This window comes from Micrococcus sp. HSID17227 (genome assembly GCF_003989405.1).
GTDB classification, from domain to species: domain Bacteria; phylum Actinomycetota; class Actinomycetes; order Actinomycetales; family Micrococcaceae; genus Micrococcus; species Micrococcus luteus.
In genome coordinates, this window is sequence record NZ_RBLN01000273.1 from 1 (window position 1) to 2,846 (window position 2,846).

Genomic DNA, 2,846 nt, shown 5'->3' on the forward strand with positions numbered 1-2,846 from the left:
TCCTTGGACGGCGATCAGGGAGGTGGCGGCCGATTCATCGGTGACCGTGACGTCGAAGCCGGCGGCTCGCTCCTGGAAGGCGGCGACCACGGTGTCGGCGTTGCCGGCGTTGGGCACCACCAGGTACGGGGCGTGGGAGTCCATGAGGTGGGCGGTGACGTCCAGGGCGGTGAGCTCCAGCTCGGTGCGGACCCGGGCGGCCGGGCCCGGGTCCGGGAAGAGCGGGGCGAGGGCGGTGAGCTCGGTGTCCGGCAGGTCCAGGGCCAGCTGGCCCTCCACCTGCCGTGGACGGGCGGACCGCGAGCGCGGGGCGGTGCGGCCGGGGGCGGTGCCGCGGGTGGTGGAGTGCTGGAGTTCGAGGTGGTGGACGAGGTCGGTGCGGGAGGCGCCGCCGGGTGGGAGGAGGCAGTCGAGGGCGCCGAGCTGGGCGAGGCGTTCGAGGTTGCGGGCGGTGGGGCGGGCGCGGTCGCGGACGTCGGCGAGGGAGCGGTAGGGACGGCCGGCGTCGAGGCGGTCGGTCTCGGCTTCGCTGAGTCCGGAGAGGCTGGTGAGGGGCAGGCGGATGCCCCAGCGGCCGGGGGCGCCGTCGTCGATCTCGGGGTGGGCGGGGACCCACTCGACGTGGACGTGGCGGGAGGAGGCGTTGACGTCCACGGGGAGGACGGGGATGCCCATGCGGCGGGCCTCGGCGACCATGAGGCGGGCGGGGTACATGCCGGGGTCGTGTTCGAGGATGGCGGCCATGAAGGCGGCGGGGTGGTGGGTCTTGAGCCAGGCGGAGTGGTAGGTGGGGACGGCGAAGGCGGCGCCGTGGGCCTTGCAGAAGCCGAAGGAGCCGAAGGCGGAGAGGGTGGCCCAGACCTCGTCGATGACTTCGAGGGAGTAGCCGCGGGCGAGGGCGCCGGTGCGGAAGGCCTCTTCGACGAGGTGTTCCTGCGGGCCGCCGAGGAGGCGGCGGTGCTCGTCGGCGCGGGCCAGTCCGCAGCCGGTCATGACGTCCATGGTGCGTAGGACCTGTTCGTGGAAGACGGTGACCCCGTGGGTCTCGGCGAGGACGGGCCGCAGGTCGGGGTGCGGGTAGTGGGCGGGTGCCCAGCCGTGCCGCTGTTCGAGGAAGGGTCGGACCATGTCGGACTGCATGGGGCCGGGGCGGAAGAGGGAGATGTCCACGGTGAGGTCGTTGAACTCGCGGGGGGCGAGTTTGCCGACGAGTTCGCGCTGGCCCGGGGACTCGATCTGGAAGCAGCCGAGGGTGTGGGTGGTGCGGATCATCGCGTAGGTGGCGGGGTCGTCGAGGGGCACCTGTTCGAGGTCGATGCGCTCGCCCGTGGTGCGTTCGACCTCGGCGATCGTGTAGGCGATGGCGGACTGCATGCGCACGCCGAGGATGTCGAGCTTGAGGAAGCCCATGGGGTCCATGTCGTGCTTGTCGAACTGGCTCATGGGCAGGCCCATGCCGGAGGGCTGGACGGGGGTGCGGTGCAGCAGGGTGGCGTCGCCGAGGATGACGCCGCAGGGGTGCATGGAGATGTGGCGGGGCAGGCGGTCGAGGCGTTCGGTGAGGTCGACGAGCAGGTCCAGCTGGCGGTCGCCCTCGGCGCGGCCGGACTCGATGCGGCGGGAGAGGCCGCCGAGTTCGGGCATGCGCTGGAGTGCCTCGCGGAAGTTCGAGGCGGAGAAGCGCCAGAGCTGCTTGGCGATGGCGTCCACCTCGGGTTCGGGCATGCCGAGGGCGAGGCCGGCGTCGCGGACGGCGCCGCGGGCCCGGTAGGCGTTCTGCATGCTCATGAGGGTGGTGCGCTCGGCGCCGAAGCGATCGACGACGGCGCGGTAGATCTCGTGGCGGCGGGCGGACTCCACGTCGATGTCGATGTCCGGGAGGGTGGAGCGGTCGGTGGAGAGGAAGCGCTCCATGATCAGGCCGTTGGCCATGGGGTCGACATGGGAGATGCGCAGGGCGTGGTTGACGAGGGAGGAGGCGCCGGAGCCGCGGGCGGCCACGCGGATGCCCATGCCCTCGATGAGGTCGACGACGGCGGCCACGGTGAGGAAGTAGGAGGAGAAGCCGAGTCGGGTGATGATGCCGAGCTCGTGCTCGGCGCGGTCCTGCAGGTCTCGGGCCGCCTGGCTGGTGCCGGGGAGGCCTCCCCCGGTGTGGAGGTGGGGGTAGCGGGCGAGGAGGCCGGTGCGGGTGCGCTCGCGCAGCACGTGCTCCGGGGGGCCGTCGATGCCGATGACGGCGGCCTCGGGGACGCGGGGCACGCCCCAGCCGAGGTCGGTCTCGGGGTCGAGTGCGCAGGCCTCGGCGAGGCGGCGGGTGGCCTCGAGCAGGGGGGCGGGGCGGTCGTCGGCGGCGAAGGCGACCTCGTGGGCGATGCGGTGCATGGCGGCGGTGGACTTGAGCCAGCCCTGTCCGTTGGGCTGCAGGTCGTGGAGGGCGTCGAGGGAGCTGAGGGCACGGACGGCGTCGAGGACGTCCGCGGTGGCGGCACCGTCCGGGGCCGCGTAGCGCACGGCGTTGGTCAGGACGGCGGGGATGCGGGCCTGGCGGGCGGCGCGGAGGGTCTTCACGGCGTGCCCGGTGTCGAGGCGGCGGCCGGGGGCGGAGAGGTGGGTGACGACGTCGGCGTGGGGGCTGCCTGCGGGCAGGGCCGCCTTCCAGCGGCGCAGGGCGGCGAGGCCGGCCGCGTACCGGCGGCGGGCCAGGGGGCGGCCGACGTCCGAGTCCGGGCCGAGGAGGACGAACAGCGCGGGGGTGGGCGGGTTGTCTCGGTTTGCGGCGGTGGGGCCCCGGCCGGCCGCCGGGGCGGCGAGCTCGGCGACGGTGGCCCACGGGGTGCCGGCTG

At 74.0% G+C, this 2,846-nt stretch carries 1 protein-coding gene; it reads right to left on the bottom strand.

Going from position 1 to position 2,846, the window contains the following annotated elements; genetic code table 11:
- Positions 1 to 2,846, bottom strand: a 2,846-nt coding sequence (gene dnaE, locus D8M29_RS10700) for a DNA polymerase III subunit alpha (RefSeq protein WP_127445960.1), incomplete at both ends; no start/stop codon positions are given.